The sequence below is a fragment of the Kitasatospora sp. NPDC053057 genome (assembly GCF_044546945.1).
Lineage (GTDB): Bacteria > Actinomycetota > Actinomycetes > Streptomycetales > Streptomycetaceae > Kitasatospora.
The window spans coordinates 53,576-75,168 of record NZ_JBITZP010000012.1 but is presented as its reverse complement, the minus strand read 5'-3'; the positions used below and the strand labels follow the sequence as shown (position 1 = coordinate 75,168).

Annotated in this window: 20 protein-coding genes; 5 read left to right on the top strand and 15 right to left on the bottom strand. The window is 71.6% G+C overall.

All coding sequences use genetic code 11. The annotated features are described in order from the left end of the window. Window positions 1-52: 52 nt before the first annotated feature. Both ACIG5E_RS15460 and ACIG5E_RS15455 read right to left on the bottom strand, forming a co-directional pair. Window positions 53-1,168 carry a PucR family transcriptional regulator gene (locus tag ACIG5E_RS15460; RefSeq protein ID WP_396533912.1) on the bottom strand — a complete coding sequence of 372 codons (1,116 nt, stop codon included), beginning with the start codon at window positions 1,166-1,168 and terminating at the stop codon, window positions 53-55. Window positions 1,169-1,245: 77 nt separating this feature from the next. Then, complete coding sequence (locus ACIG5E_RS15455) at window positions 1,246-2,016, bottom strand: GntR family transcriptional regulator (protein WP_396533911.1); 771 nt, start codon at window positions 2,014-2,016, stop codon at window positions 1,246-1,248. A 170-nt stretch (window positions 2,017-2,186) separates the two neighbouring features. Here ACIG5E_RS15455 and ACIG5E_RS15450 point away from each other — a divergent pair, with 170 nt between their 5' ends. Together ACIG5E_RS15450 and ACIG5E_RS15445 are read left to right on the top strand one after the other, a co-directional pair. Further along, window positions 2,187-2,948 (top strand): tyrosine-protein phosphatase, encoded by a 762-nt coding sequence (locus ACIG5E_RS15450; protein ID WP_396533910.1) that lies wholly within the window; start codon window positions 2,187-2,189, stop codon window positions 2,946-2,948. Window positions 2,949-3,013: 65 nt separating this feature from the next. Next, complete coding sequence (locus ACIG5E_RS15445) at window positions 3,014-3,577, top strand: hypothetical protein (protein WP_396533909.1); 564 nt, start codon at window positions 3,014-3,016, stop codon at window positions 3,575-3,577. A gap of 136 nt (window positions 3,578-3,713) precedes the next feature. Here the strand turns inward: ACIG5E_RS15445 and ACIG5E_RS15440 are convergent, their stop codons facing one another. Together ACIG5E_RS15440 and ACIG5E_RS15435 are read right to left on the bottom strand one after the other, a co-directional pair. Beyond that, entirely contained in the window at window positions 3,714-4,565 is an 852-nt protein-coding gene (locus ACIG5E_RS15440) for an ABC transporter permease (protein WP_396533908.1), read from the bottom strand. Beyond that, window positions 4,562-5,473, bottom strand: a complete 912-nt coding sequence (locus ACIG5E_RS15435; RefSeq protein WP_396533907.1) for an ABC transporter ATP-binding protein — start codon at window positions 5,471-5,473, stop codon at window positions 4,562-4,564. The genes ACIG5E_RS15440 and ACIG5E_RS15435 overlap by 4 nt, the downstream gene beginning before the upstream one ends. A 134-nt stretch (window positions 5,474-5,607) precedes the next feature. On the opposite strand from ACIG5E_RS15435, the gene ACIG5E_RS15430 reads away from it, so the two are divergent. Next, a complete protein-coding gene (locus ACIG5E_RS15430; protein WP_396533906.1) occupies window positions 5,608-6,822 on the top strand; it encodes a sensor histidine kinase in 1,215 nt (404 codons plus the stop codon). Continuing rightward, complete coding sequence (locus tag ACIG5E_RS15425) at window positions 6,819-7,475, top strand: response regulator (protein ID WP_396533905.1); 657 nt, start codon at window positions 6,819-6,821, stop codon at window positions 7,473-7,475. The genes ACIG5E_RS15430 and ACIG5E_RS15425 overlap by 4 nt, the downstream gene beginning before the upstream one ends. Window positions 7,476-7,669: 194 nt before the next feature. On the opposite strand, the gene ACIG5E_RS15420 is transcribed toward ACIG5E_RS15425, so the two are convergent. From ACIG5E_RS15420 to ACIG5E_RS15370, 11 genes are all read right to left on the bottom strand, one after another. Beyond that, window positions 7,670-8,764 carry a hypothetical protein gene (locus ACIG5E_RS15420; RefSeq protein WP_396533904.1) on the bottom strand — a complete coding sequence of 365 codons (1,095 nt, stop codon included), beginning with the start codon at window positions 8,762-8,764 and terminating at the stop codon, window positions 7,670-7,672. Window positions 8,765-9,158: 394 nt separating this feature from the next. Further along, a complete protein-coding gene (locus ACIG5E_RS15415) occupies window positions 9,159-9,788 on the bottom strand; it encodes a hypothetical protein (protein ID WP_396533903.1) in 630 nt (209 codons plus the stop codon). A 179-nt stretch (window positions 9,789-9,967) separates the two neighbouring features. Next, window positions 9,968-10,987 carry an N-acetylglucosamine kinase gene (locus ACIG5E_RS15410; protein WP_396533902.1) on the bottom strand — a complete coding sequence of 340 codons (1,020 nt, stop codon included), beginning with the start codon at window positions 10,985-10,987 and terminating at the stop codon, window positions 9,968-9,970. Between the two features lie 105 nt (window positions 10,988-11,092). Continuing rightward, a complete protein-coding gene (locus tag ACIG5E_RS15405; protein ID WP_396533901.1) occupies window positions 11,093-12,406 on the bottom strand; it encodes a 6-phospho-beta-glucosidase in 1,314 nt (437 codons plus the stop codon). Next, on the bottom strand, window positions 12,406-13,308 hold the full coding sequence (locus ACIG5E_RS15400; RefSeq protein ID WP_396533900.1) for a carbohydrate ABC transporter permease: 903 nt from the start codon (window positions 13,306-13,308) through the stop codon (window positions 12,406-12,408). Before ACIG5E_RS15400 ends, ACIG5E_RS15405 begins: the two co-directional genes overlap by 1 nt. A 20-nt stretch (window positions 13,309-13,328) precedes the next feature. Beyond that, window positions 13,329-14,333, bottom strand: coding sequence for a carbohydrate ABC transporter permease (locus ACIG5E_RS15395; RefSeq protein WP_396533899.1), 1,005 nt, complete (start codon window positions 14,331-14,333; stop codon window positions 13,329-13,331). Between the two features lie 24 nt (window positions 14,334-14,357). Continuing rightward, window positions 14,358-15,713: an ABC transporter substrate-binding protein gene (locus tag ACIG5E_RS15390; RefSeq protein ID WP_396533898.1), complete on the bottom strand. Its 1,356-nt coding sequence runs from the start codon at window positions 15,711-15,713 to the stop codon at window positions 14,358-14,360. Window positions 15,714-15,851: 138 nt separating this feature from the next. Then, complete coding sequence (locus tag ACIG5E_RS15385) at window positions 15,852-17,042, bottom strand: ROK family transcriptional regulator (RefSeq protein ID WP_396533897.1); 1,191 nt, start codon at window positions 17,040-17,042, stop codon at window positions 15,852-15,854. A gap of 337 nt (window positions 17,043-17,379) precedes the next feature. Then, a complete protein-coding gene (locus ACIG5E_RS15380) occupies window positions 17,380-18,600 on the bottom strand; it encodes a tetratricopeptide repeat protein (protein WP_396533896.1) in 1,221 nt (406 codons plus the stop codon). Between the two features lie 38 nt (window positions 18,601-18,638). Beyond that, window positions 18,639-19,433: a hypothetical protein gene (locus ACIG5E_RS15375; RefSeq protein ID WP_396533895.1), complete on the bottom strand. Its 795-nt coding sequence runs from the start codon at window positions 19,431-19,433 to the stop codon at window positions 18,639-18,641. Window positions 19,434-19,686: 253 nt separating this feature from the next. Beyond that, a complete protein-coding gene (locus ACIG5E_RS15370) occupies window positions 19,687-19,863 on the bottom strand; it encodes a hypothetical protein (protein WP_396533894.1) in 177 nt (58 codons plus the stop codon). Window positions 19,864-20,351: 488 nt separating this feature from the next. Here ACIG5E_RS15370 and ACIG5E_RS15365 point away from each other — a divergent pair, with 488 nt between their 5' ends. Next, a complete protein-coding gene (locus ACIG5E_RS15365) occupies window positions 20,352-21,590 on the top strand; it encodes a hypothetical protein (protein WP_396533893.1) in 1,239 nt (412 codons plus the stop codon). The last annotated feature ends 3 nt before the right edge of the window (window positions 21,591-21,593 follow it).

The window sequence follows — 21,593 nt, the reverse complement described above, 5'->3', positions numbered from 1 at the left end:
GGGCAGGTCATCCGGGGTTTGCCGACCCCTTGCGGGCGCGCCGGGACGCGCCCTACAGCGGCTGCTCCGGCCAGTTCAGCAGCCGCGCCCCCATGGCCGCCGTCTCCAGGGTGAAGCGCTGCAGCGCGTCCGCCGGGTCGTACCCCGTGAGCGTCTTGATCCGCTCCAGCCGGTAACTGAGCGTGCGCACGCTCAGCCCCAGCCGGCGCGCCGCCTCCGCGTTCACGTACGCCGCCTCCGCCTGCACCGCGATGGTGTCCAGCAGCGGACGGGCCCCGCCGCGCGCCTCGGTCAGCGGGCCGAGCACGCTGCGCACCAGATCGGCCATCGCCGCCCGGTCGCGCATCAGCACCGGGAAGACCAGCAGCTCCTCGGCCTTCAGCCGGCAGGCCGGCAGGTCCAGCCGCTGGGCGTAGTCCAGCGCGTCCAGTGCCTCGTCGTAGCTGCGCAGCACCCCGCTCGCGCCCGAGTGCCGGCGCCCGGTCGCCACCCGCAGCACCGGGCGGTAGCCGGGGCCGGGGCGCAGCGTCAGGTCCGCGAAGGCCTCCAGCACGGCCCGCTCGGAGTCCGGGGCGATGCACACCAGCCGGCCGTCCTTGCTGGCCAGCAGCACGTCCCGCTCGCCGAACCGCCCGGTCAGCTCCCGCTCCACCCGGTGCACCATCGGATGGACGTCCGCGAACCGCTCGTCGCCGATCGCCACCGCCACCGTGTACGCGCCCGCCAGCCGCAGCCCGAACCGCTCCGCGCGCTCGGCGAGCAGCCCGAGGTCGCTGCGGCCGTGCAGCAGGTCGTCGATGAACTCCCGCCTGGCCGCCTCCTCCTGGCGGACCGCCAGGCGCTGCGACCGCTCGTGCCCCTCGCCGAGCGCGGCCAGTGCGGCGTCGGTGGCGGCCAGCACCGCGTCGCCCATCCGGCGCAGCTCGCCGACGCTGCTCGCGGCCGTCGTCCCCGGCAGCGTCTGCCAGGCCCGCCGGGCCGCGGCCAGGCAGTGCGAGACCACCTCGCGCAGCCCGTAGCCGGCCTCGGCGCACTGCTCGCCGAGCCGGCGCAGCCCCTCCAGTTCGTCCCGGCGCAGCAGGCGCCCGGTGCGGGAGACGTCGGCGAGCAGGACGAGGTACGCCTCGGCCAGCTCGGTGGGTATGTCGCACTCGTTCGTCTCGGTCACCGTGTCCTGCCAGCCCCCGTGCGGCCTGATTTCGGGCGGTGAACCCTATCAGGGTCCTTACGGCCGGGGCTCGTGCACTACCGCTCGCGGAAGTGCAGCACGAAGCGCGCGCTGCTGCCGTCGATCCGCCGCCGGACGTACAGCGACGGGGTGCCGTCCGGGGTGCAGCTGACTCCCTCGCGCACCAGCAGCGGGGTGCCGGCCGGGACGCCCAGCAGCTCGGCGTCCGCCAGGTCCGCGCCGATCGCGCCGAAGGCCCGCCAGTCGTACTCCAGCTCCACCCCGGCCGCCCGGGCCAGGTCCCGCACCAGGTTCCCGGCGTGGCCGGGCCGCACCAGCTCGGCGGGCAGCGGCCCGAACGGCACCCAGTAGCTGCACGCCGCCCGGGCCCGCCCGCCCAGGCGGATCACCGAGTCCAGCCGGGACAGCCCGCCCGGCTCCCGGCCGAGCTGGCGGGCGGCCTCCTCGTCCTCCGCCGAGCCGGTCACCGGCGGGGCGGCGACCACGAACTCGCCGTCCCCCTGCTCCCCCTCGGGCAGTGCCTCGTGCACGCTGCCCAGGTCGAAGCGCTGGCTGCGCGGGTCCACCGCGATCGAGACGCGGACGGCGGGCGGGCGGACGAAGGTGCCCACGCCCCGGCGGATCTCCACCACGGCCGCCCGCTCCAGCTCCGCGACCGCCTGCCGCACGGTCAGCCGGTTCACGCCGAACTCGGCGCTCAGCTCCGGCTCGCTCGGCAGCCGGGCGCCCGCGGGGTAGCCGCCGGCGTCGATCCGCTCCTGGAGCCGGCGGGCCAGCCGGCGGTACAGCGGGGTGTTCGGGGGAGTGCTCGGGAGGTTCGTCGCCACGGACCGATCCTACGAAGCCGAGGCCGCTCCTCCGGCTCGCCGTGGCGGGCCGACAGCGGTGGGATGGAGAGGTGACCCGCACCCGGCGAGGGATTGGACATCTAGACGTCTAGATGTCCTACTGGATGTCCTTCCCCTCCGTGTGCGGCTTCACCGAAAGGCCCCCTCGCATGTCCCTGGTCAACTTCCGCGACCCCGCCGCCCTCAGCGACCCCGAGGGCCTGCGGATCCGCGCCGGTGTGCTGTACCGCTCAGCCCAGCCCTACCCGGCCGCCGACGAGGCCGTCGTCGCCCAGCTGCGCTCCTGCGACATCCGCACCATCGTCGACCTGCGCGACCCCCGCGAGACCCGGCCCGCCGACTGGGCCGCCGCCGAAGCCGCCGGGATAGCCGTGGTCGCCGCCCCGGTGAACCCCGCCACCGACGCCCTCACCGCCCACATGGCGACCATGACCACCGCCGCCGACCTCGGCGAGTTCTACCTCCTGCTCGCCGAATCCGCCCCCGAAGCCGTCGCCGCCGCCGTCGAGGCCACCACCCGCCCCGGCGCCGTACTCCTCCACTGCGCCGCCGGCAAGGACCGCACCGGCCTGGTCATCGCCCTGCTCCTCGACCTCCTCGGCGTCCCCGCCGACCGCATCATCGCCGACTACGCCCGCACCGCCGACGCCCTCCCGCAGATCTTCGCCAACCTCGCCGAACGCCACCGCACCGCCCTCAACGACCACGGCACCACCCGCGTCACCGACCCCCAGGGCCGCCACCTCACCATCCCCGCCCCCCTCCTCCAGGCCCCCGCCGAAGCGATGTCCGTCTTCCTCGCCCACGTCCGAACCCGCCACGGCGGCGCCGCCTCCTTCCTCCCCGCCTGCGGCGTCCCGGCGGCCACCCTCGGCGCCTTCCGCGCCAAGGCCGCCGCCCCCACGGCCTGAGGAGCCGGGGCCGGACCCGAGCTGCTCTCCTGACCTGTCACTGCCGGGCCCTAGCCTGAGTAGCCATGAGCTACTCCGGCGTGTGGTTCCTCATCCCGGCACCCGCCGCCGCGGTCGAGCGTCACGGCCCGAGGCTGCGGGCACTCCTTGACGAGCACGCCGCGGACCCGGGCAACGTCGAGCTGCGCCGACGCTGGGAGCGGGGTGGCGCGCTGAGCACGGACGAGCTGGAGGGCCTGGTGCCCGGTCCGCTCGGGCAGGATCCGAACGGGCTGTACGAGGCCTGGAACGACTGCGGCAAGGAGATCGGCCCGTACGTCTGCGTCTCCGCCCGCAACCGCTACCCGGTGCTCGGCCTGGCCCACGCGCTCGGCCCCGAGCGGCTGGCGGGCCTGCCGGGCTGGTTCGGGGACCTGGTCCTCAGCCCGGAGGAGGTGCGGGCGGCGCTGCCCGCCGTGGAGGCGGTGTTCGACCTGGACGACGCGGAACGGGCCGCGGCCGAGGAGCGCGCCCGGGACGTTCTGCGGGGCACGGACGACGTCTCCGGCCTGTTCGACGCCGTCGTCCCGGTCTGGCGCGCCACCGTCGCAGCCGCGCGCGGCATGATCGGCGCCCAGCTGATCCCGTAGCCCCGACAAGCGGATCGCCGCGCTGGTCCGCGGTGGGCAGTCGGCGAAGGCGCAGCGGCTGTTGCCGCCCGAACGCCCGTACCAGTTGCCCGCCGAGACCGCGCGGCGCCTCAACATCCTTTGACCAGGCGGGACTTCACACGTCCCGTCGCCGTACCACGATCACCGTCACCGCCACCGAGACGGCTGCCCACACCCCCATGGTGATCCAGGAGTCCAGCACGCTCGGCGCCCACTTGCTGATCGTGGTGTTGGAGTCGGGGTTGTAGGTGAGCCGGCCGACGGTGGCCAGCGGCAGGTGGCTGCCGATCTCGTGCAGCCACCGGTAGCGGTCCCCGCCGAACATCAGCGGCAGGATGAAGATCAGCAGCACCAGCGACACGATCGAGCCGGTGGCGTGCCGCAGCACCGCGCCCAGCGCCATCCCGATCAGTGCGCAGACCGGCACGATCGCCGCGTAGCCGAGGACGGCCTGCAGGCTGACCCCTTCGGTGATGGAGAGCCCGACGTGCCGGGAGGCCAGCATCGCGTTGGTGGTGAAGAAGGACACCGTCGACACCACGGCCCCGGCCAACGCTGTGATCCCGCCGATCAGCACCACCTTGGCGGCGATCACCCCGCGCCGGTCCGGCACCGCGGCGAAGGTGGTGCGGACCATGCCGGTGGTGTACTCGCCGAACACGGTGATCGCCCCGAGGCTGCCGGCCGCGATCGCCAACAGGTAGCAGGCGATGTCGCTCAGGCCGTGGTACAGCGGGTCGTACCGGAACGCCGGATAGCCGGCCATCTTGGGCGGCGGGTTGTCGATGTACGTCAGGTCGCTGTGCACGGCGTTGATGTTGATCACGATCGCCACCAGCGAGGCGAGTGCCAGCAGCCAGTACGTCGACCGCAGCGAGCGCAGCTTGATCCACTCGGCGGCGAGCAGGTCGGTGAACCGGGGGACCGGCTCGGCGAATCGGACGGAGCCAACGGTCATGGTGCTCATCGGGCCTCTCCAGCCAGGTACTCGACGCTGTCGGCGGTCAGGGACATGAACGCCGACTCCAGGGACGACGTGCGCGTGGCGAGCTCGTGCAGCACCACGCCGTGGCGCTGCGCGAGTTCACCGATCCGCTCGGCGGGCATTCCGGTGACGACCGCGAACTGCGGCTCCACCAGGCAGACTTCGGCGCCCTCGGCGCGCAGGGCGTCGGCCAGCAGGGAGAGTTCCGGCGCCCGCACGGCCACGCTCGACTCCGCGTTGCGGGCCGAGAACTCGGCGAGGCTCTCGTCGGCGATCAGCCGGCCGCGGCCGATCACGATCAGCCGGTCGGCGGTGTGCTCCATCTCGGCCATCATGTGGCTGGAGACGAAGACCGTCCGCCCCTCGTCCGCGAGCCGCCGGAACAGCCCGCGCACCCACAGCACGCCCTCCGGGTCCAGCCCGTTCAGCGGCTCGTCGAAGAGCAGCACCGGCGGGTCGCCGAGCAGGGCGCCGGCGATGCCGAGACGCTGCTTCATGCCCAGTGAGTAGCCGCCGATCCGCCGCCCGGCGGCCTTGCCGAGCCCCACCTCGGCCAGCACCTCGTCGACCCGCCCGAGCGGGATCCGGTTGCTGCGGGCGAGCGCCGACAGGTGCGCCTTGGCGCTGCGCCCGCCGTGGACGTCGCCCGCGTCCAGCAGGGCGCCGACGTGCCGCAGTCCGCGCGGCCGGCCGGCGAAGGGCACCCCGCCGACGGTGACGGTGCCCTCGGTGGGGGTGTTGAGGCCCAGGATCATCCGCAGCGTGGTGGACTTGCCCGCGCCGTTGGGGCCGAGGAAGCCGGTGACGGTGCCCGGCCGGACGGTGAAGGTCAACTGGTCGACGGCCGTGGTGGCGCCGTACCGCTTGGTCAGTCGCTCGATCTCGATCACGGGGACAACCGTGCCGGTCAGGGCCGTGGTCGGGCATCGGGCGGCGGGACACAACCGGGAGCGGCCGCCCCCGCCCCCGGGATTACTCCCGCGGGCCAATGCGCCGCCGTACGGCCCGCCGCTACCATCGCGTCATGATCACCGAACCCCGCCCGCCCCTGCTCAGGCGCCTGCCCGCGGGCGTGTGGGTCGCGGCGTTCTGGACGACCATCGTGGTGTTCCGGTTCTTCACCCGGGACAGGGAGCTGATCCACCTCTTCGACTACAACGGCAACACCGAGGACATGCCCCTGGTGGTCACCGCCGTGGTCACCACGCTGGTCGCCTTCCTGCTGGTCCGACTGCCGCTGGCGGCCGTCGCGGTGGCGCTGGCGGGCGGCGTCTTCGCGCTTGGGATGTGGACCGTCCCGACGGCGCCGGTGCAGTTCCTGATCGCCGAGGTGGTGGTCGGCTACTGCGTGGTCACCCGCTCCCGCCTGGTCTCGACGATCGCCGCGTCGATGCCGCTGACCGTGCTCGCCACGCTGTTCACCTGGGGCGCCGTCAACGGATACGCCGTGAACCCGTACGCCTACGTGGGCCTCGCCGCCACCGTCCTGATCGCCTGGCTGATCGGCAACACCGTCCGCCAGAGCCGCGCCCACGCCGAGGCCCTGCGCGGCCGCGCCTCCGAGCAGGCCGTCACCGCCGAACGGCTGCGCATCGCCCGCGAGTTGCACGACATGGTGGCCCACAACATCGGCATCATCGCGATCCAGGCGGGCATGGGCAGCCGGGTCATGGACACCCAGCCCGCCGAGACCCGCAACGCGCTGGACGCCATCGAGGCCACCAGCCGGGAGACCCTGGCCGGGCTGCGCCGGATGCTGGGAGCGCTGCGGCAGGGCGAGGGGGAGGCCGCGCCGCTCGAAGTCGCGCCGGGGCTGGGCGAGTTGGACCGGCTGGTGGAGAAGACGGCGGGCGCCGGGGTGCGGGTCGCGATCACCCGCGGCGGCGAAGCCCGGGCCCTGCCGCCCGAGGTGGACCTCGCCGCCTTCCGGATCGTCCAGGAGGCGGTCACCAACGTGGTCAAGCACTCCGGCACCCGCGACTGCCACGTCACCGTCGAGTACGGCACGGAGCAACTCGCCGTCACCGTCGTCGACCTGGGCGCGGGCTCGTCGACCCACACTCCCGGCACCGGCTACGGCCTGGCCGGCATGCGCGAGCGGGTCGCCCTGCTGCACGGCGAGTTCAGCGCCGGCCCGCGCAACGGGGGTGGCTTCCGGGTCGCCGCCCGACTGCCGATCTCCAAACCGACCGAAACACCGGAAACACCCGAAGCAGCCGTCCTGGAGGTGGGACCGTGATCCGCGTCGTCCTGGTCGACGACCAGCCCCTCATCCGCACCGGCCTGCGCGTGCTCATCGCCGACGCCCCCGACCTGGAAGTGGTCGGCGAGGCCGGCAACGGCGCCGAGGCCGTCGAACTGGTCGCCCGGCTGCGCCCGGACGTCGCCGTGATGGACATCCGGATGCCCGGCATGGACGGCATCGAGGCCACCCGCCGGATCCTCGCCGACCCCGAGCCGGCCACCCACGTGCTCGTCCTCACCACCTTCGACGACGACGACTACGTGTACGGCGCGCTGCGCGCCGGGGCGAGCGGCTTCCTGGTCAAGGACCTCGCCCTGGAGACCATCCTGGACGGCGTCCGGGTGGTCGCCGCCGGCGACGCCCTGCTCGCCCCCGGCATCACCCGCCGCCTGATCGGCGAGTTCGCCGCCCGGCCGGACGCCTCCGCCCGGCCCCGGAAGTCCGCCGAGGGCATCACCGAGCGCGAGCGCGAGGTGCTCACCCTGGTCGGCCGCGGCCTGTCCAACACGGAGATCGCCGAGGAGCTCACCATCAGCGTGGCCACCGCCAAGGCCCATGTCGCCCGGCTGTTCACCAAGCTGGACGCCCGCGACCGGGTCCATCTGGTCATCCACGCCTACGAGTTCGGCCTCGTCGCGCCCTCGTAAAGGCGCCCTCGTAGCGCGCCGCGGAGCTGCGGACAGTGCAAGGCGGACAGCGCGAAGCGCCGGGGTGGGCCCGCACAACCCACCCCGGCGCCTTCCCCCGCATCGGATCCTCAGGGCACAAGACCCCTCCGGCCGTTCGGATCCGTCGGATCAGTCGTTCCCCGAGCTGCCCCACGCTGCTCAGGGGGCGCTGATCAGGGGACGATCGCGTGCGAGATCTGGCAACCGCTGACGTCGTTCGACCAGGTGCCCTGCATCGCGAACGACCCGGTCGCGAAGGTCACGTTCTGCGAGCCGCCGACGCCGCCGACGCCCTTCCAGGCGCACTTGTCGGCGTTCTCGTAACCGGTCGAGTCGGTCCAGCCGCCGGCCGGGTTCTGGTCGGTGACGGTCTCCGAGTACTCGTGGCCGAACACCATGGTCACGCCGTCCAGCAGGCCCGCGTTGCCGCTGTTGACGTAGTTCTGGCCGCAGGAGGTGCCCATGTCGGTCACGTACGGGTCGTTGCTGAACGCCACGTCACCGTAGGGCGAGGTGGCCGCGCCGCCGGTCAGCGTGGTGTCGCCGTTCCAGTCGTGCCAGGCGCAGAAGTTGCCGGTCGAGGTGTTGAAGCCGTCCGGGTGGGTGCCGGTCGGCGAGAGCACCACGTACTGGGCGTTGCGGTTGGACGCCGCGGTGGTGTTGCCGAAGTGCCCGGCGGCCTTGATGGCCTCGTTGGCGATCTGGTTGCCGGTGGCCTGGCCCGGGGCGGCGGCGGAGGTGTCCACCCAGACGCCGGCCAGCGCGCCGCCGGTCGGGTAGCCGACGTGCGCGGCGGTGGACCCGCAGCTGGTGGCGCCCTTGGCGACGCCCTCGCAGTACTGGGTCATGACGCCGGACCAGGTCTCGTTGTTGGTGCCGAGACCCTTGTACAGCTGCTGGGCGCGGACGGCCTCGCCCGACGGGTCACCGGTCAGCGTGGTGTAGCCGTTGGCGTCGGTGCCCGCGGTGCCCCACTGGGAGCCCCAGAAGATCACGTACACCTTCGGCGCGCCGGTGGTGACGCCGATGCCGTCGACACCGCCGCCGAAGTGCAGGTTCGAGGTGCGCTGCGCCGAGGCGGTCTTGCTCGCCTCCTTGGTGGGAACGACGCCGTGCCGGTACGGGTGGCTCTGCCCGGCGAACTCGCTGCCCGGCTGGTCGGCCTGGGCGGCCGGGGCGGCGGCGAAACCGGCGGCGGCCAGCGTCAGCGCGCTGAGCCCGGTCAGGGCCCGGACTCGCGCCCGGCGGGAGGTGGGGGACATGCCCATCGTGAGGGTTCCTCTCTCATGCCGACCGCACACCGGTAGGGCGCGGCGACACCGTGGGGGACAAATGGGGAGGAGCGACGGCAGGCAAGCCGGTTGCCACCGACCGTTCGTCATGAACAGTCAGTGAAGCGGGGATGGGGGACCGGTTCACTGCCGACGGCCGGAAGCAAAGCACCGCCGCCGAAACCGGGTCAACGACGCCGATAGTAAGACCAGCCCCAAGGGAGGCCCCGGAAAACGTATCGAAAGTCAAAAGCCCCCAGCTGACAGCAGGTTGATGCGCGTAGCGACGGCGAATCTCAACAGTTGAAGGGGGCTTTTACACCGTATTGCCCTCCCCAGGACCTGCACGAATCGCCCACCCCGGGCCCCTTCCCACCCCCGGTCCGGTGCCCTACGGTGTCGGCACTTCGATCTCGGCGATCCGGATGATCCGGCCGTGCGAGTCCAGGACGACGTCGTAGGCGTTGCCGTAGCAGCCGTACGGGTCGGCCGGGTCGCGCTCGGCGAGGCAGTCGTTGAGGTGGGTCACCAGTTCGTCCGGTTGGACGGGCTTCGCCGCCTCCTCGTGCGCGCGGTCGACCAGGGTGGCGGTGACGCCCGCCGCGGCGAAGCCGTAGTGGACAGGGGTGCCGGTCGCCTCGTAGCGGGGCGGGGTGCAGGTGTAGCGGGCGGGTTGGGCGGTGAGTTCGGCCGGGCCGGCGGCGACCATGATCAGCACCTGGTGGCCGGGGACGGCCGCGGGCGCCGTGCACTCCGGCGCGGGGTCCGCAGGGTCCGCAGAGGCGGCAGGGTCCGCGGGGGCGGCGGGGTCGGTGATGGGTCCGGCGGCGGTGTAGGTGCTGTCGTCGACGACGTCGCCATCGTCGTCCAGCGGGTCGTCCACGCCGTCGTCGGCGAGGGCCGCGGCGGAGGAGGCGGCGGTCACCGTCGGGCGGGAGTCGGCGGGGGTGCAGCCGGTGAGGCCGGCCACGGCGGTTGCGGTCAGCACGGCGGCGGCGAGGAGGATGCGGGGCACGGCCATGGCACCAGTCTCCCCGGGCGGCGGTGGCGGTCGGCACCGGGGTACACGCCGGGCGCGCGCCGAACAGTTCCCGCCGCCGAACGGTTCCCGTCCTCGCCGAACTGTTCCCGCCCCGCCGGACGTGCGGATCCGACGGGGGCGCGAAACCTCAAAGGGAGAGCCCTCAAGCCGACACGGCCTCAGGCCGCGACCGTCCGCGGCGCCTCGTACACCTCGCGCACCCGCGCCTGCGCCGCCCCGTCCACGCCCAGGTGGTCGAGCCCGAGCAGCGCCGCGCCCAGCACCGGCGGCGCGACGACCACCCGCGGCTCGGCCAGTGGCGCGGCCTGCGCCAGGCGGGCCGTCAGGTTGTCGAGCAGTAGCGGCTGCCGGGAGGCGATCACCCCGCCGCCGAGCACCACCGGGGCGGGCGAGTCCAGCAGTTCCAGCCGTCCGAGCGCGACGACGGCGAGCCGGACGATCTCGTCGGCCTGCCGGTCGATCAGTTCCAGGGCGACGGCGTCCCCCTCGACCGCGGCCGCGAACAGCACCCGGACGATCTCGTGCAGCCGCGAGGCCGGCAGGTGCCCGAGGTGGACGGCCTCGGCGACGGCCCCGGCGCTGGGCAGGCCGAAGTGTTCGGCGATGGCCCGGGCCAGTGCGGTGGGCCCGCCCCGCCCGTCCTCGGCGCGTACGGCGTGCCACATGCTGTTGACGGCGAGGCCGGAGCCGCCGCCCCAGTCGCCGGTGAGTTCGCCGAGCGCGGGGAAGCGGGCGGTGCGCCCGTCCGGCAGCAGGCCGACGCAGTTGATCCCGGCGCCGCAGACCACCGCGACCCCGCGCGGGCCGTCGGTGCCGGCCCGCAGCAGGCCGAAGGTGTCGTTGACGACGGTGGTGCTGAGGCCCCAGGGGTGCGATTCGAGGGCGGTGCGCAGCGCCTCCTCCTCGACCGGCAGGTCGGCGTTGGCGAGGCAGGCGCTGACGTGGCTGGTGAGCACGCCGGCGCCGCCGGCCAGGCCGGCGGCCGCGGCGGCCTGCTCGACCAAGGGGGCGAGGCCGGCCACGGCGGCGGCGCCGCCGATCTTCTGGGGCGCGAAGCCGCCGCCGCGGGCGGTGCCGAGGACGGTGCCGTCGGCGCCGATCAGGGCGACGTCGGTCTTGGAGTTGCCCGCGTCGATGGCGAGGACGCCGGACAGGAGTGGTTCGGGCTGGTGGGTCATCTGGTCCCCGGGCTCGTACGTGGCCCGGCCGTGAAGCCCGGCCGGGGGTGATCGGTCTCCTCGCCGTGCCCGGCCCGCCGTCTCGGCGGGCCGGGCGCCGGGCGCTCAGGCCCAGGTGAGGTGCTCGCGGTTGTGCGCGAGCAGCCGGTCCGTGAGCTGGTCGGCGAGGTCGATCTGGCCGACCAGCGGGTGGGCGAGCAGGGCGTCGAAGACCCGGTCGCGTCCGCCGTGCAGGGCGGCGTCGAGCGCGAGGTGCTCGTACGAGGTGACGGCGGCGATCAGTCCGGCGAAGAGCGGCTCGACCGGCCGCTGCGGCAGCGGCCGGATGCCGTTGGCGTCCACCTCGGCCGGGACCTCGATGACGGCGTCGTCGGGCAGGAAGGGCAGCACCCCGTCGTTGCGGGTGTTGACCACCTGGACGGACGTCCCGCCGCCGGTGCCCAGCAGGGCCGAGATCAGCTGGACGGCGGCCTCCGAGTAGAAGGCACCGCCGCGCTTGCCGAGCAGCTCGGGCTTGGTGTCCAGTGCGGGGTCGGCGTACAGCTCCAGCAGCTGCCGCTCGATCTCGGCGACCTGCGCGGCCCGTGAGCCCTGGGCCTTGAGTTCCCCGACCACCGCGTCGTGCTGGTAGAAGTACCGCAGGTAGTACGAGGGCACCACGCCGAGCCGCCGGACGAAGGCCTGCGGCAGGTGCAGGTCGTCGGCGATCTCCTTGCCGAAGTCACTGAGCAGCGAGGGCAGCACCTCCCGCCCGCTCACGGCGCCCGGGGCGTCCAGCAGGGTCACCCCGCGTTCCCAGGTGAGGTGGTTGAGCCCGACGTGGTCCAGCCGGACCAGCTCCGGGTCCACCCCCAGGTGGGCCGCGAACTTGCGCTGGAAGCCGATCGCGACGTTGCACAGCCCGACGGCCTTGTGGCCGGCGCTCCGCAGGGCCCGGGTGACGATGCCGACCGGGTTGGTGAAGTCGACGATCCAGGCGTCCGGGCTGGTCCGGCGGACCTGCTCGGCGATGTCCAGGACGACCGGCACGGTGCGCAGCGCCTTGGCGAGCCCGCCCGCGCCGGTGGTCTCCTGGCCGACGCAGCCGCACTCCAGCGGCCAGGTCTCGTCCTGGTTGCGCGCGGCCTGTCCGCCGACCCGCAGTTGGAGCAGCACGGCGTCGGCGTCCGCGACGCCCGCCGTCAGGTCGGTGGTCACCGACACCGCTGCGGGGTGCCCCTGCTTGGCGAAGATCCGCCGGGCGAGGCCGCCGATCAGCTCCAGCCGCTCGGCGGCCGGGTCGATCAGCACCAGTTCGCCGATCGGCAGGGTGTCGCGCAGCCGGGCGAAGCCGTCGACGAGTTCGGGGGTGTACGTCGAACCGCCGCCGACGATGGCCAGCTTGAGCGAGGAACTGCCGGACTTGAGTGTGGCGGCCATCAGCCCTTGACCCCTGTCAGTGTCACGCCTTCGATGAAGGCCTTCTGTGCGAAGAAGAAGAGGACGATCACCGGGGCCATCACCAGCAGGGTGGCGGCCATGGTGAGGTTCCAGTTGGTGTGGTGGGCGGCCTTGAACGACTCCAGGCCGTAACTGAGCGTCCAGGCCTCGTGGTTGTTGCTGGCGTAGATCTGCGGGCCGAAGTAGTCGTTCCAGCAGTAGAAGAACTGGAACAGGGCGACGGCGGCGATGGCCGGCTTGGCCATCGGCAGGACGACCCGCAGCAGGGTGCGCAGGTCGCCGCAGCCGTCGATCCGGGCGGCCTCCAGGTACTCCTTGGGGATGGTCATCAGGAACTGGCGCAGCAGGAAGATCGAGAACGCGTCGCCGAAGGCCATCGGGATGATCAGCGGCCAGAGCGAGCCGCCGAGGCCCATCTGCTTGGCCCAGAACAGGTACATCGGGATGACGGTGACCTGCGGGGGCAGCATCATCATCGCGATGACCGCCATCAGCGCCAGGTTGCGGCCGCGGAAGCGGAACCTGGCGAGCGCGTAGGCGACCGGCAGGCTGGAGACGACGGTGAGCAGGGTGCCGGCGCCGGCGTACACCAGGGTGTTGCGCCACCAGGTGAGGAAGCCGGGGGTGTCCCAGACCTTGCCGTAGTTGCCCCAGTTCCAGGAGGTGGGCCAGTAGTCGGTGGTGAGCGCCTGCTGGTCGTTCATCACCGAGGTGAGGAAGACGAAGACGAAGGGCAGCAGGAAGAACAGCGCGGCGGCGATGGCCAGCGAGTGCACGGCCACCCAGTTGAGCAGCGCGCGGCGCCGGGCGGCCCGGGCGGCGGCGGTGCCGGTGCGGGAGGCACCGGCCGGTGCCTTGGTGAGGGTGGAGCTGAGAGTCATGGTGGGGTCCTCAGGGTCCGCTAGTCGTCGCTCGCCATGAAGCCGGACTTGCGGCGGAGCAGGATCGAGGTGACGGCCATCGAGATGGCGAACAGCACCAGGGCGACGACGCAGGCCGCGCCGTAGTTGAAGCGCTGGAAGCCGAGGTTGTAGACCATCTGCGGCAGGGTCCAGGTGGAGCCCTGGGGGAAGCCGGGCTCGAACTGCTGGCCGGAGTTGCCCGCGATGCCGCTGGCGACCTTCCCGGCGACGATCGCCTGGGTGTAGTACTGCATGGTCTGGATGACCCCGGTGACCACCGCGAACATGATGATCGGCGAGATGTTCGGCAGCGTGACGTACCGGAACTTCTGGAACGGGCCGGCGCCGTCCAGTTCGGCCGCCTCGTACTGCTCCTTGGGGACGTCCAGCAGCGAGGCCATGAAGATGACCATCAGGTCGCCGATGCCCCACATGGCGAGCAGGGTGAGTGCGGGCTTGGACCAGTTCGGGTCGGCGAACCAGCCGGGCTGCGGCAGGCCGAGCTCGCCGAGCAGGTGGTTGAGCGGGCCGGTGCCGGGGTTGAGCAGGAAGGCGAAGGCCACCGTGGCGGCCACCGGCGGGGCCAGGTAGGGCAGGTAGAAGACGGTGCGGAAGAACCCGGCGCCGGTCTTGACCTTGGTGATGAGCAGCCCGATGCCGAGGCCGAAGGCGACCCGCAGGGTCACCATGATCAGGACCAGCCACACGGTGTTGCGCAGGCCCTGCCAGAAGGTCGGCAGCTCGTTGAGGACGTAGTCCCAGTTCTTCAGGCCGTTGAAGGTCGGGGCGCCGAAGCCGTTGTACCGGGTGAAGGAGAAGTAGGCGGTGGAGACCAGCGGGTAGACGAAGAAGACGCTGAACCCGATCAGCCAGGGGGAGAGGAAGGCGAGGGTGCGGGCCGCCTCCCGGCGGCGCTTCCGGCGCAGCAGGTGCTGCGTGGAGGGCGCCGCCGGGTCGGGTGCCCCCGCCCCAGCGCCCTTGCGGGTGCCGAACGCGAGTGACATGGGGAGCTCCGTGGACCGTTCCCGTTACTTCGCCTGGGCGATGTCGGTGTCGATCTGCTTGGCCGTGGCGGCGAGGCCCGCCTGGACGTCGGTCTGCTTGCCGGACTCGATGTCGTAGCCGAGGTTCTGCAGGGAGACGATGTAGCCGCCGCCGTTGACGCTCGCCGGCGTGGTGCCCGAGTCGGGGTTCTTGGCGACGTCCAGGAAGGTCTTGAAGGCGGGGTCGCTGACCAGCTTCGGCGAGTTGAGCGCGTCGAAGGTGCTGGGCACGTTGTGGATCGCGTTGGCGAAGTCGACCACCGCGTCGGTGTCGGTGGTCAGGAACTTGACGAACTCCCAGGCCGCGGCCTGCTTCTTACTGGTGCTGGCGATGCCGACGATGGTGCCGGTCTGGTAGCCGCGGCCGTAGGTGGCGGCCTGGTCGTCCGGGACGGGGAACGGCGCTGTGGCCCAGTCGAAGTCCGGCTTGTTCTCGGCGAGCGAGGCGGTGCGCCACTCACCGTCGATGGCCATCGCGACCTGGCCGGTCTGGAAGGGGTTCTTGGCGCTGAACTCCTCGCCGAAGGTGGCGCGGTACTTGTCCAGCCTGGCGTAGCCGCCGAGCTGGTCGACCATGCCCTTCTGCCAGGTGAGCATCGCCGCGACCTTGGGGTCGGTGGCGAGGTTCGACTTGCCGTCGGCGCCGAAGTAGGTGGCGCCGTACTGGCCGAGGAAGTGCTCGGTGGTGGACTCGTAGCCGTGGTACAGCGGCATGAAGCCGAGCTGCTTGTACGAGTCGCCGTCGGCGACGGTGAGCTTCTTGGCGTCGTCGGCGAACTCGCTGAAAGTCTTCGGCGGGGCGGTGATGCCCGCGGCGGCGAAGGCCTTCTTGTTGTAGTACAGCCCGTAGGCGTCGCCGAGCAGCGGCAGCGAGCACTGGTTGCCCTGGAACCGGGTGTAGTTGAGCATCGCGGCGGGGAAGGTCTTGGCCGCGTCGATGCCGCTCTTCTGCAGCTGGGGCTTGAGGTCGGTGAACGCCTTGGTCGAGCAGAACATGCCGACGTTGTTGGTGGTGAAGGAGGACACCACGTCCGGCGCGTCGTCACCGCCGGCCCGCAGGGCCTGGTTGACCTTGTCGTCCGCGACGTTGCCCACCGGCTTGACGTGGATATTGGGGTGGGCCTTCTCGAAGGCGGCGATGGTGTCGTTGATCGCCTTCACCTCGTTGTCCTGGCTCCAGCCGTGCCAGAAGGTGATGGTGACGTCCTTGCCGCCGGCGGAGTCGTCGTTGCCGCCCGACTCGCTGGAACCGGTGCAGGCGGAGGCGAACAGGGCCAGGACGGCGCTGCCGGCGACGGCGGCGACCGTGCGGCGGCCTCTGCGGGAGGTGGTGGCGTGCACTTCGAGGTCCTCCTGGGGGTGCGCGGGCAGGCGTCATTGCCTCGGGGCCCGCGTAGGGGGTCGGGGAGAGGTGGGTGCAGGGGGAGCGTCTGTGGGCGGTGTCTGTGGGCGGTCTGTGGGTGGGCCGGTGGGCGCGGTTCAGTGGGTGGAGAAGACCGTCTCGCGGGCGTCCGTGAGGGCGCGTTGCAGGGCGCCGAGCAGGACGGGCGAGCCGGGCAGGGCACTGCTGCGGATCTCCGGACGGGCGAGGCAGATCCGGGCGAGCTCGTCCTCGACGAGCGCGCGCAGGCGTTCGCCGCCGGCGCTCGGCACCGCGCCGGAGAGGACCACCAGCTGGGGGTCGACCACGGCGACGATCACGGACAGCCCGACGGCGAGCCGTCCGGCCAGTTCGGTGAGGAAGGCGTCACCGGCGCCCGGGGTCTCCAGGGCCTTGGCGATCGACTCCTCCGCGGTGGGCGCGCCGAGCCCGTGCTCGCGCGCCAGGGTCCGGACGGCGGGTGCGCCGACCTGGGCCTGGAAGCCGCCGAACTTGCGGCGGCGGGCGTCCCACTCGACCGGTGAGCCGGGCACCGGCATGTAGCCGACCTCACCGGCGCCGCCGGTGAAGCCGCGGTGCAGCCGTCCGGCGAGCACGATCGCGGCGCCGACGCCGGCACCGGCCCAGAGCAGGACGAAGTCCTCGAAGCCGGCCGCCGCGCCGGAGACCTGCTCGGCGACCGCGGCCAGGTTCACGTCGTTCTCGATCGACACCGGCGCGCCGATCGCCTCGGTCAGCTCGGCCACCAGCCGGGGCGAATGCCAGCCGGGCAGGTGGGAGGCGTAGTGCAGCTTGCCGGTGACCGGGTCGGGGGCGCCGCCGACGCCGATCGCGACGGTACGCAGGCTGCCCTCGGGCAGCCCGGCGGCCCGGACCGCCTCGGCGACGGCGGCGGCCACCCTCGGCACGGTCTCCGCGGCCGGTACGCCTCTGGTGGACACGCTGTGCTCGGCCAGCGTGCTGCCGGTGATGTCGGCGACGGCGACTCTGATCCCGCTGTTGGTGACGTCCAGCCCGGCGACGTACCCGGCGGCCGGATTCACCTGGTACAGCTGCGCGTTGGGGCCCGGCCCGCCCTCGGTGGTGCCGACCGGCAGGACCAGCCCGGCCGCCTCCAGCCGGGACAGCAACTGCGAGGCGGTGGGCTTGGACAGCCCGGTCAGGGCGCCGATCTGGGTACGGGAGAGCGGGCCGTTCTCCAGCAGCAGTTCGAGGGCGGCGCGGTCGTTGATGGCGCGCAACAGGCTGGGGGTGCCGGCGAGGGGGGCCTTGGCGGTGCTCTTGGTCATGCCGGAATCCTCCCCTTCCCACCGATCGACGTGAACTGTTAGGAAACTTTCCAGTTGCTTCGACAGGACCGTACGGTCCGCCTCAGCGGGGTGTCAATGGCCACTGCAGCGGCAGATGCCGAAGCGTTACCGGGCAACGCAAAGCCCCGCCCCACCGGGGTGGGAGCGGGGCCGGCACACCCTGTCGCCCGTCGCCGCTTCGGCACAGCCGAAGCGGCGACGACATTTCCGGACCTTTGCGCAGGAAGTCGGCCGGACCGACTTCCTGCGCAAAGGCGGGAAGGCTGTGGGGCAATCACAGCTTCCTCTCACCGCCCCGTCGCGATCGAGCGCACCGTCACTGCCCTGGGGCCGGTGGGAGGTCCGTGACCGTGCGCCGAGCCTGATCACGCGCGCGGAAGCCGAAGCTGATGAGGGTGACGCTCTCTCCGGCGCTGAGGGGTGTGCGGCCGTGCGGCGTGAGCGCGCCGTCGAATACGACGCAGTCACCCGCGGCGAGATCGCATTCGAGGTAGCCGTCAGCGTTGATGAAGACGGTGGTGCTGACCCTGGGCGCACCGGTGGGGCGAACGTGCTTGAGGCAAAGGATCAGATTGGCCTCACCGAAGCCGAACTCGTCAACGTGGAAGTCGAGGAACTGTCCTTCCTCGTAGGCGATGTAGACGCCGTTGTGCGGTTGCTCGACCTCCAGGCCGGCGGACCGCGCTACGACTGCGGCGAGATCGACTTGTCCGGCGAAGCGGTTGGCCGCCTCTCCGACAGCCGCGTTCCACTTGCCGTTGTGGAGGTACCCGTCAGCTGCCAGGGCCTTCCCGGCCTCCTCTGCCATAGCGGCGAGCAACTCGACAGGAAACGACTGATCACGCAGATGGCGGGGTGGCACCCGCTCGTGGGCGGTGAGATCGCGCACGGCGTCCCGGAGGGCGGGAAATTCCTCGGCCCACCGGGCCGGAGTCCGGGCTGTGATGCGGGACTGGAGCCATGAGGTCCAGCCCCTGCTCCACTGCGCTGCTTCCCGCTGACCGAGCAGTCCCTCCACACGCTCAAGGGCGGCCTGTGTGGACTCGATCAGTCCCAGGTCACCCTTGGCGATCCGCAGCTGCTGAGCTTCCCGTAGACATGTGCGTGCCGACAGGAGGTCGCCCTGCTCCATGAGGTGCTTCCCGAGGTGCTGGAGAGCGAAGTCGACGAGGTCGGACCGCTGACTTCGGGCGGTACCCAGGGCGCTGCGGTAGAACGTACCTGCGGTCTCCACGTCACCGCCATAGCGGTAGGCGTCCCCGAGGTTGAGCTGCGTGGCGATGACGGCACCGGAACTCCCACTGGCAGTGGCCAGCTCGAGTGCCTGCCGCAGGATCAGCCGTGCTTCATCGGGGTCGCCCAGGCTCACGAGGCCGATGCCGATCCATCGGGCCAAGACGCGCTCCTGGTTGGGGTCCGTGCCTGCGGGAAGCGCCCGAAGATCCTCGCGGAGCCCCTCGACGGCGGCGGCCAACTGGTCGCGGTCGGTGGGGACCATGCGCAGGCGCTCGTCCTGGGTGATGAGGTGCTGGAGCATCCGCCCCTCCCTTGCTCTGCTGCTCTGGCTGGTCGGTGCTACAGCTGGTCGGTCTGGTGGCGCAAGTCGGCCAGCAGCTCCACCCCGTGCGAGGAGAAGTGCCCACTCAGGAGTTCGAGTTCGCGCATGAGGTAGCGGACGGCCGGGAGTCCCTCGTCGTAGGCGCTCTGGAAGTTAGCGCGCTCGTTGGGCGTCAGGTCGTCGCGGCCCAGCTCGGTCTGGCGGAACCGCAGCAATTGGTTGTACACGCAGGTCGCGTGGAAAGCCCGGTCAATCTCCCAGAACTGGTTGCGGGCTACTCCTTGCGAGGCACGCCACGCGATCTCAATCTTGGGAGAGGTCTTGGAGGAGTACCCGTCGGTGAAGACCTGGTGCTGGAGGACGTGGAAGCTGATCGACTGATGCGTCCCCTCGTGCAGGAGGTTCTCTGCCAGGAAGATGTGGGACGGCTCCGGGCTGACGGTGTTCGGCGGGATGTGGTGCCGGGCCTTCTCGGAGAACACGATGACGTACGGGAGTGCCGGGTCGCTGGAACTGGTCAGCGAGGAGGCGCGAACACCGGGTTTGAGGCCCACCCACAGGAGCCCACGCACGAATTCGCGCACGCGGGCGAATCCCTCGGGGTGGACCAAGGACAGGCGGTCCAGTGCCTGGGTCAGTGCCGCGCGGCGCTCGTCGGTGTGCTCGACGATCTCGTAGTCCGTCAGGTTGATCTCGTCGGCGATCTCGTCGGGAAGCTCGGCGTCGAACCAGTCGAAGCTCACTCCAGCCACGGTCACGCCGTCGCTGCGCAGGGAGCGGGCGCACTCCGCGTAGGGAGTACCGGACTTCACGAGGCGCTCCATCAGGGCGAATGGGAGAGCCCACTCGGAACCTCCCTCGCGGAGCCGGGTCAGCGCCGGGTCCTTGCGCCCTAGATCGAAGAAGGAGCCGGACTCTACGCGGCTGGCAATAGTGGTCGACACGATGGACTCTCCAAGGTCGGAACGTGCAGATGGCGAATCAGGAGGTGGCGGGTCGGCTCGGCTGCTCTCCCAAGCCGACCCGCCATGCCGTCAACCAGGCGGCATCAGGTCAGAACCGAAGTCAGATCTCGGTTCCCCCCAGCGCGAAGTCCCCGTCCGGGACCGAGTGGTCCAGGCGTCGCGTCAGGGACTCGACGCCCGTCTCCGGCGCGAAGTCGCCGTCCGGGACCGAGTGGTCCAGGCGTCGCGTCAGGTCGTTGATCTCCGGCTCACCGGGCTTGATGGTGACGGTGCTCATGTGCCTCTCCAATCGGGTTGGCTCTGCTCGCCCGGGAGTGGGCGAGCAGAGTCGTGCAGGGGTGGTGGTGCAGCCCCGGCCCGTCAGACCTCCGGGGGCGGCCCGCCCGCAAGGAGGAGTCGGACGGGCTGTCGGGCTGTGACGCGCCGGTCCAGCTATTCGCTCTTCGGCTTGTCGCCGTTGTGGTCGCCGGATCCGTTGCTGGTGCCGTTCTTGTCGTCCATGTCGTGCACTCCTTCCGATTCAAACCCGCTGACAGGCGCGGGGAGAGTGGCGAGCTGCCGAAGGCCGGTGTGAGCGGCCAGAGAAGCCCCTCAAAGAGCCAGCCGACCCTGTATGACGATGAGTAATCGCACCGTCACTCCGGCTGGCAGGACCAGTTGACCGCCACGGCGAGATCAACGGCTGAGAACCAGCGGACTTTTCGAAGGACTTTTCCACGCGCGGGGCTCTCCACGGTCAGCCGCCCGCGGGTTACCGTCTGTGATGTGGAGACACAATTCACCTGCCTGTGTGCGGAGTTCGGCTGGAGCAGCCCGGCTCGGTTCAGGCAGGTATACGCGGCGACGGCGCGCAAGCTCGGAGAGGACGAAGAGGTGAGCAGCCGCCAGTACCACCGCTGGCGGCAGCCGTTACCACCCTGCCCTCACCCGGCGCGCCAACGGGTTCTCGAAGCGATGTTGGGTATCCCGTTGGAGCAGGCGGGTTTCACCGTGCCGCCACACCGCCGATCAGGACCACCGCCCGCGCCACGAGAAGAGTTGGAAGACGTGAACCGCCGATCCTTTCTCGCCTTAGCCGGCGGTGCCGCCGTGTCCGCCACACTGACGCCGCCGCGGGCCGGAACCGAGACCGTCACGGACCTGAGGGCCGGGCTCGCTTCCTTGTACGGGCTGGACGACCGGTTTGGCGGTGCGACAGTCGGTCCCCTGGCGCAAGCCCACCTCGCTCGGGTCGAACGGCTGATCGCCACCACCAGCTACCCGACGGCGATCGGCCGCCAGCTCCGACTGATCGCGGGGGAGACTGCGGAACACGTGGCGTGGCTGGCCTTCGACGCCGGCGACAACGACCGGGCCCGGACGCATTGGCACCACGCACTCACCCGAGCCGAGGAACTCCGAGACAACTCGCTCGCCGTAGTGGTGATGGCGTCCATGGCGCTGATGAGTCTTCGAGAGCGCAAGCCTGATACGGCGCTCGATCTCGCCCGCAGGGCGCAGGCGAGGGCCGCATCGTGGGCGCCCCCCTCGCTGATGTCCATCCTGATGACTCGGGAGGCCCGCGCGCTCGCGATGATGGGAGACCCCGCGAGGGCCCGGTCCACTTTGGCGCAGGCGACTCGCACCTTCGAGCGGGAGCGCAACGAGCGGCCGGTGCCCGACTGGGCGGTGTTCCACGGACCGGCGGAGTTGGCGCTGGCGCAGGCGTCCCTCTTCACGGAGGCGGGGCACCACAGGGCGGCCGTGGACTGGCTGAGGCGCTCTCTCCGACACCAGGAGACCAACTACGCGCGGAACGAGGCGCTGGTGCGGTTCAACCTCGCCGGGTCGCTCGCGCAAGCGGGTGAGGCCGAGGAGTCGGCCCACGAACTCGCCGCGGGAGCCGCCTTGCTGACCGAGGTGTCGTCCGGTCGGGCGCGCACGTCGATGCAGGAGGCGCACTCCCACCTCAAGCTGTTGAATCCCGCTCTGGCGGCTGCCAGCACCGCCCACCTGATCGCTTAGGAG